Below are 7,101 nucleotides of genomic sequence, written 5' to 3' on the forward strand. Positions count from 1 at the left end.
GGTGGCGGGCCTCCCCTTGGCAGGCCGGCGGTGTTAGATCGCCGCGCCATGGCCAAGACCCAGACCCCGAAGAAGTCCACCCTTCGCGCCGCCTACGCGAACGCGCGCAAGGCGGATCCGCGCCCCATCACCGGCAAGGAGAAGCCGGCGGAGCTGCTCGCGCACGCGTTCAGCGCCTACGTGGGCCGCCAGGAGCGCACCGCGTTCGAGCTGATGCAGCAGTCCGTGCAGCAGGACGCGTCCATCTTCCTCACACTGTCGGGCGCGATGACGCCCGCGGGCCTGCACCAGTCCTGCCTCATCCCGCTGGTGGAGAAGGGCATCATCTCCGCCATCACCACCACGGGCGCCAACCTCTACCACGACGCCCACCGCATCATCGGCCACGGCATCCGCGAGGTGAACCCCAACGCGGGCGACCTCCAGTACCGCCTGGCGCGCATCATCCGCATCTACGACCTGGGCTTCTGGGAGGAGGCGCTGCTCGACACCGACCGCCTCTTCTCCGCCATCCTCCGGCAGCCGCAGTTCCAGCGGAAGATGACCACCCCGGAGTTCCACTACCTCCTGGGCAAGGCCATCCACGGCATCGAGAAGCAGCTGGGCGTGAAGCAGCCGTCGCTGTTGTCCACCTGCTACAAGCACGGCGTGCCCATCTGGGTGGGCGCGGTGCAGGACGGCTCCATCTTCCTCAACGTCGTGAAGCTGAAGCGCCTGCTCGGTGATGAGTTCAAGTTCGAGCTCGACATCAACGACGACGTCTATTCCATGGCCGCCATGCAGCACTACTGCCGCCACAACGGCAGCGGGAAGCTGGCCATCTGGATTCTGGGCGGCGGCGTGCCCAAGAACTACACGCTCCAGGGCGAGCCGCTGCTCGACCAGATTCTCAATGTCCCCACGTCGGGCTTCGACATCGACGTGCAGTTCTGCGTGGACCCGGTGGACAACGGAGCGCTGTCCAGCTGCCCGGCCGGTGAGGGCCACACCTGGGGCAAGGTGTCCGTGGAGGCGGTGGAGACGGGCTCCATGTACGTGCACTGCGACGTGACGGCGGTGTTCCCCTGGCTCACGCACGCGCTGTTCAGCGAGCCCAAGAACAAGCGCAAGCCCATGCGCCTGATGGACAAGATGGACGACGCGGTGAAGTTCCTGGACGCGGACGTCAAGAAGCGCAGCAAGTCGCTGATGAAGACGCTGGACTGGAGCGTCGAGGACGCCGAGCCTTCCTCCAAGAAGGATGCGAAGGCCCACGACAGCTTCGTGCGTTAGAGCGCAGTCCTTCCAACCCAGGCTTCAAGTCCCAAGGAGACGGTGATGAGTCAGCAGCCCGCGACGGGTGTGGTGATGTCCCTGGTGAGTGCCCCCCAACTGAAGACGCAGGTGACGCACGGCCCGTCCGGCGCGACGTTGCCCACGGAGGCGCCGAAGGACAACGGCGGCACCGGCGGCAGTTTCTCCCCCACGGACCTGGTGGCCACGGCGCTGGCGTCCTGTGTCGTGACGACCATGCACCTGGTGGCCGGCAAGGAGGGCTTCACCCTGGGCGAGGTGAGCGCGACGGTGGAGAAGCGGATGACCCCGCCGCCGCGCAAGATTGGCGAGCTGGTGATCTCCATCCTGATGCCGGCCGGACTCGTGCCGGAGCAGCGCGTGATGCTGGAGAAGATCGCCCACGAGTGTCCCGTGGCGCGCAGTCTCCACCCGGATGTGAAGGTCACGGCGTCGTTCGGCTACCCGGACTGAAGCGGCCGTGAGGGGGCTCGGCAGGCTGTCTGCCTTCCGAGCCCCAATGGCGGCGTGCGGCAAGCACTCGTCGTGCCCACCCTCGTGAAGTTCTTTGATGCCTCGGGGGAGGGCACTCGGCATGAATCTGAAGCGACTGGGCATCTATCTCAACGACCACCTCTTGGGCTCCACCGTGGGGTTGGACCTCGCGAAGCGGACGGAGCGCGAGAACCGCAGCAACCCGGTGGGGCAGTACCTGGCCACGCTCATCCCGCTGATCGAGCAGGACCGCGCCACGCTGTTGGCCGTGATGTCCGCGCTGGAGGTGCGCGTGGATCCGCTGAAGGTGGGCGGCGCGTGGCTGACGGAGAAGCTGTCACGCCTGAAGCTCAACGGCTCCTGGCTGCGCTACTCACCGTTAAGCCGGCTGGTGGAGCTGGAGGGACTGTGCGTGGGCTCCCACGGACGCGTGTCCATGTGGAGGAGCCTGGCGAAGGTGGCCGCGAAGGAGCCGCGCCTGGCGCGGTTCGACTTCGCCTTCCTGGCCGAGCGCGCCGACGGGCAACTGGAGACGCTCCAGACGCTGCGGCTTCGCGCGACGGAGGCCGCGTTCAGCGACACATCCGTCGAGACCGGCGAACAGGCACCGGTCCCGACGGAGGCTTGAGCCGTCAGGGTCTTCAGCTCCCCGAGGGCGTCACGGGCGTGCGCGCCCCGTTCTCGGGGCCGGGCAGCAGGCGCAGCTGGCTGGCGGAGGTGAACGTCGCGTCCACCTCCCGCTCCAGGTACGTGTAGCCGGACAGGCCGTCCTCGTAGACGCGCAGCAGGTTGCGCGACTCGTCCAGGGTGATGCGCCCCTGGCGCAGCGCCAGCTCCGTGAACTTGCGCAGCTTCGCGACGAGGTCGTCCTTGTTGTAGCTCACGTAGTTGAGCACTTCCGTCACGGTGTCCCCGGCGACGACGTGGTCGATGAGGTAGCCGCCGCCCGGAGCCAGCGACACCTGCACCGTGTGCGTGTCCCCGAAGAGGTTGTGCAGGTCGCCCAGGATCTCCTGGTACGCGCCCACCAGGAAGATGCCCAGGTAGTAGTCGTCGCTGTTGAGCGCGTGCAGCTCCAGCGCGTCCTTCACCTCGCGCTTGTCGATGAAGTGCTCGATCTTCCCGTCCGAGTCGCAGGTGATGTCCGCCAGCGTCGCGCGCCGGGTCGGCTTCTCCGCCAGACGGTGGATGGGCATCATCGGGAAGAGCTGATCAATGGCCCACGAGTCCGGCAGCGACTGGAACACGGAGAAGTTGCAGAAGTACGTGTCCGACAGCTGCTTCTCCAGGGCCTCCAGCTCCTCCGGAATCTCCCCGGCCTCGCGCGCCACGCGCAGGATCTTGTGGCAGATGGCCCAGTAGAGGTTCTCCGCCGCCACGCGCTGCTCCAGCGACAGGTGGCCCAGGGAGAACAGCTGGAGGCTCTCCTCCTTGGAGTCCTGCGCGTCGTGGAAGGCCTCGATGACGTTCTTGTTCGTGACCTCGCGGAACGTCGAATAGAGGTTGCGCACCACGGAGGGCGCCTTCTCGTCCACCTTGTCCGGCGTCTGGGACGGGTCGAACTCGCTGGTGCCCAGCACGTCCACCACCAGCACGGCGTGGTGCGCCACGACGGCGCGGCCGGACTCGGAGACGAGCGTGGGGTGCGGCACGCCCGCGCGGTCACACGCCTCCATCACGCCGAAGACGACGTCGTTGGCGTACTCCTCCGTCGTGTAGTTCATGGAGGAGGCGAAGTTCGTCTGGGAGCCGTCGTAGTCCACGCCCAGGCCGCCGCCCACGTCCAGGTACTTCAGCGGCGCGCCCTGGCGGGCCACCTCCACGTAGAAGCAGCCCACCTCGCGCAGCGCGTTCTTCACGTTGCGGATGTTGGAGATCTGGCTGCCCAGGTGGAAGTGAAGCAGCTCGAAGGAGGAGAGCAGCCCCGCGTCCTTCATGAAGCTGATGCAGTTCATCAGCTCCGAAGAGGACAGGCCGAACTTGGACCGGTCACCGCCGGACGCCTCCCACTTGCCGGCGCCGCGCGTGGACAGCTTCACGCGCATGCCCAGCCGCGGCGTGATGCCGGTGCGGCGCGCCACCTCCGCGATGAGGGGCAGCTCGCTGGGCTTCTCCACCACCAGGATGACGTTGCGGCCCAGGCGCGAGTAGAAGAGCGCCGTCTCGATGTACTCCTCGTCCTTGTAGCCGTTGCAGATGACGAGCGCGTCCTCGCTGTCCAGGAGCGCCATCACCGCGAGCAGCTCCGGCTTGCTGCCGGCCTCCAGGCCGTAGGTGTGCTCCTTGCCCGCCTCGATGATGGTCTCCACCACGTAGCGGTGCTGGTTCACCTTGATGGGGTACACGCCCCGGTACAGGCCCTTGTAGCCCTGATCCGCGATGGCTTTCTTGAACGCGCTGTTCAGGTGCACCACGCGGTGGCGCAGCACGTCCGTGAAGCGCAGGAGCAGCGGCAGGCCGATGCCCCGGCGGCGGACCTCGTCCACCAGCTCCTTGAGGTCCATGCTCGGAGCGGCGGGCCCGTCCGGGTGGACGCACACGTGGCCCTTGTCGTTGATGCCGAAGTAGGGCGAGCCCCAGTTGCGGATGCCGTACAGCTCGTGGGCATCGGCCAGGGTCCAGCGGTGCTGAGGGGAGGGAGCGGCCATCGTTGTTTCGTGCCTCCGGTGGAGCGCGCGGCGGGGGTGTGGAAACTCCCATGAACACGGGAGGGGGGCCGGACTATCGGAAACGACCCATCCATTCAATAGCCGCCTGTTCGAGGAGCAGGCAGGCGGGCAGGGGCCCCATTCCGGGCTCTGGCCCTGGTGGGCCGGTCAGCATCCAATTCCTACCCTTCCACCTAGGCAGCGCAGGGAGGTCGAGTGGAGAGAAGGGGAGGGTACATGGAGTCGTCCGCACGCAGGGAAGAGGCAGCGCCACTGACCCCGCGGGAGATCTTCGAACGGCTGGATAGGTACGTCATCGGCCAGGACGCCGCGAAGCGGGCGGTGGCCATCGCCGCCCACAACCACCTCAAGCGCATCCAGGCGCGGCGGATGCGCCGGCAGTCCCTCATCAAGAAGTCCAACATCCTGCTCCTCGGACCGACGGGCAGCGGCAAGACGCACATCGCGCGCAACCTGGCGGAGATCCTCCAGGTCCCGTTCACCACCGTGGACGCCACCGAGTACACGGAGGCGGGCTACTACGGGAAGGACGTGGAGGTGATGGTGTCCGACCTGCTCTTCAAGGCGAACCACTCCGTGGAGGACACCCAGCGGGGCATCATCTTCATCGACGAGGTGGACAAGATTGCCCGCCGCACCCAGGGCGCCCGCAACGGCGCGGGCAGCCGCGACATCGGCGGCGAGGGCGTGCAGCAGTCGCTCCTGAAGCTGCTGGAGGGGCGCGAGGTGCACGTGCCCATGAATGTCACGCAGGCGTGGAACAAGAGTGACTTCGTGCAGGTGGACACGCGCGACATCCTCTTCATCTGCGCGGGCACGTTCAGCGACCTGCACGACTTTGGCGACGAGGGCGGCCGGGCCATGGGCTTTGGCGCGGATGCGCTCGCGGCGAAGCGCAAGGAGAAGCGCATTTCCACGAAGCAGCTGGTGGACTTCGGGATGATGGCGGAGTTCCTGGGCCGCATGCCGGTGATGGTGCAGTTGGAGCGGCTGGGCGAGTCCGACCTGTTGCGCGTGCTCACCGAGCCTCCGGATGCCATCACCCGCGAGTTCAAGGAGCTGCTGGCGCTGGATGAGATTGAGCTGGAGTTCCCGGAGAGCGGCCTGCGGGAGGTGGTGCGCTACTCCATGTCGCGCGGGCTGGGGGCTCGTGGCCTGCGCTCCATCCTGGAGCACGTGATGTCGGACATCATGTTCGAGGCGCCGGAGCGCAAGCACCGCCAGGTGACGGTGGACGCGGAGTTCGTGAAGGCGCGGCTCGCGGCGCTGGACGACGTGGAGCTCAACGCTTAGCGGGTGTTGGCTTCTCGGAGGCCCGGGCGGCGGCGCCCAGCCGTGCCGCCGCCTGCGGATCCTGGATGAGCTGGAGGATCGCGTCGTTGCGCAGCAGGGCCTGCGTGTCGCCGCGCTCCAGCGCGTCCTTCAGCTCCCGGTGCGACAGGGCCAGCTGGAAGCGCGGGTCCTTGCGCAGCGCCTTGTAGGCCGGGTCCTCCTGGAGCTTCTTCGCCTTGGCGGGGTCGTGCGTGGCCTGGGCCACCCGGACCAGGTCCTCCAGCGGGGCGAACTGGGTCAGCTCGAAGAGGTTGAAGCGGCGGGACAGGTCGAAGGCGACGGAGTCCTTGGGGGCCACGCCCAGGCGCTTGCCGGCGACGATGACGTGCTGCTCCATGAACGTCAGCGCGCTCAGGCAGACCCAGAACAGGGCCGCCATCTTTCCACCGCCGAGCACGAAGCCCAGGGTGCGGTCCAGGCCGCGCTCTTCCGGGTCCTTGCCGGAGAGGAAGCGCAGGAGCAGCGCGCCCAGGGCGTAGCGCACGGTGAGCCACGTGACGACGAAGAGCAGCACCGTGCCGAAGAGCGTTCCGATGAGCAGCGGTGAGCCCAGCGCGACGGCGAGCTTGGGGCCGGCGAGGGGCGCGAGCTTGCGCGACACGAAGTAGCCCGCCGCGAGCCCCACGGAGTTGGCCACCTGCCGGGCGGCGCCGGAGAGGGCGCCGAGGATGCCGAAGAACAGCACCATGCCCAGGAGGATGAGGTCGATGACCATGGGGTGGGCTCCTGGGGGCCGCTAGCGGATCTTGAACGAGGAATCGCCCTTGGACTTGTCCGCGGTCTGCTTCTGGGCTTCCGCGAGGGCTTCCTTGTAGCGGGCGTTGGAGGGCTCGTAGGTGAGCGCCATCTTGAGATTGCGCTCCGCGGCGGACGGGTTGCCGGACTCCAGGTCCTTCTGGGCCTGCGTGTAGAACTGACGGCCCTTGGGGTGGGTGCCGATCTGCTCTTCCTGCTCCTTCTTCGCGGCGGCCTTGGTCTCGGACTCGGAGGCGTCCGTGAAGCGCAGCTTCTGCGCGCGGTCCGGGCCGGCGATGTCGGAGAGGTACTTCTTGCGCTTGGTGTCGTCGCGCAGGACGTAATAGGCCTCGGTGACGCGCTTGTAGAGCTCGTTCACCTGGTCCTTGAGGGCCTTGGACTCCAGATGGAAGAAGCGGTCCGGGTGGTAGACGCGGCTCTCCTTGTAGAACGCCTTCTTGATGTCGCCGGGGACGGCGGTGCGCTCCAGGCCGAGCAGCTCGAAGTAGTCCATCTGGTCGAGCTTCGCGCAGCGCGACTCCAGGTCCGTGAGCTGCTCCGGGCTGAGGGCCGGGCCTCCCGCGGCGGCGGGCGGCGG

7 protein-coding genes are annotated in these 7,101 nt (G+C 67.5%); 4 read left to right on the plus strand and 3 right to left on the minus strand.

Annotated features, from left to right (window positions below):
* Window positions 1-48 precede the first annotated feature (48 nt).
* From D7Y21_RS39205 to D7Y21_RS39215, 3 genes are all read left to right on the plus strand, one after another.
* Complete coding sequence (locus tag D7Y21_RS39205) at window positions 49-1,272, plus strand: deoxyhypusine synthase family protein (RefSeq protein WP_121718432.1); 1,224 nt, start codon at window positions 49-51, stop codon at window positions 1,270-1,272.
* Window positions 1,273-1,317: 45 nt separating this feature from the next.
* Window positions 1,318-1,746 (plus strand): OsmC family protein, encoded by a 429-nt coding sequence (locus D7Y21_RS39210; RefSeq protein WP_120566540.1) that lies wholly within the window; start codon window positions 1,318-1,320, stop codon window positions 1,744-1,746.
* Between the two features lie 121 nt (window positions 1,747-1,867).
* A complete protein-coding gene (locus D7Y21_RS39215) occupies window positions 1,868-2,395 on the plus strand; it encodes a hypothetical protein (protein WP_121718433.1) in 528 nt (175 codons plus the stop codon).
* Between the two features lie 13 nt (window positions 2,396-2,408).
* On the opposite strand, the gene speA is transcribed toward D7Y21_RS39215, so the two are convergent.
* Window positions 2,409-4,415 (minus strand): biosynthetic arginine decarboxylase, encoded by a 2,007-nt coding sequence (speA, locus tag D7Y21_RS39220; RefSeq protein ID WP_120566542.1) that lies wholly within the window; start codon window positions 4,413-4,415, stop codon window positions 2,409-2,411.
* Window positions 4,416-4,652: 237 nt separating this feature from the next.
* On the opposite strand from speA, the gene clpX reads away from it, so the two are divergent.
* Window positions 4,653-5,729 (plus strand): ATP-dependent Clp protease ATP-binding subunit ClpX, encoded by a 1,077-nt coding sequence (clpX, locus tag D7Y21_RS39225; RefSeq protein ID WP_120566543.1) that lies wholly within the window; start codon window positions 4,653-4,655, stop codon window positions 5,727-5,729.
* On the opposite strand, the gene D7Y21_RS39230 is transcribed toward clpX, so the two are convergent.
* Both D7Y21_RS39230 and D7Y21_RS39235 read right to left on the minus strand, forming a co-directional pair.
* The gene (locus D7Y21_RS39230) at window positions 5,719-6,483 is read right to left on the minus strand and encodes a CvpA family protein (RefSeq protein ID WP_120566544.1); all 765 of its coding nucleotides are present in this window, start codon (window positions 6,481-6,483) and stop codon (window positions 5,719-5,721) included. The two genes, clpX and D7Y21_RS39230, sit on opposite strands and share 11 nt — an antisense overlap.
* Before the next feature lie 21 nt (window positions 6,484-6,504).
* Window positions 6,505-7,101 (minus strand): DnaJ domain-containing protein (locus D7Y21_RS39235; protein WP_233612468.1); only part of this gene is annotated, 597 nt, incomplete at its 5' end.

Origin of the sequence: Corallococcus sp. AB045, assembly GCF_003668895.1 — a bacterium.
Lineage (GTDB): Bacteria > Myxococcota > Myxococcia > Myxococcales > Myxococcaceae > Corallococcus > Corallococcus coralloides.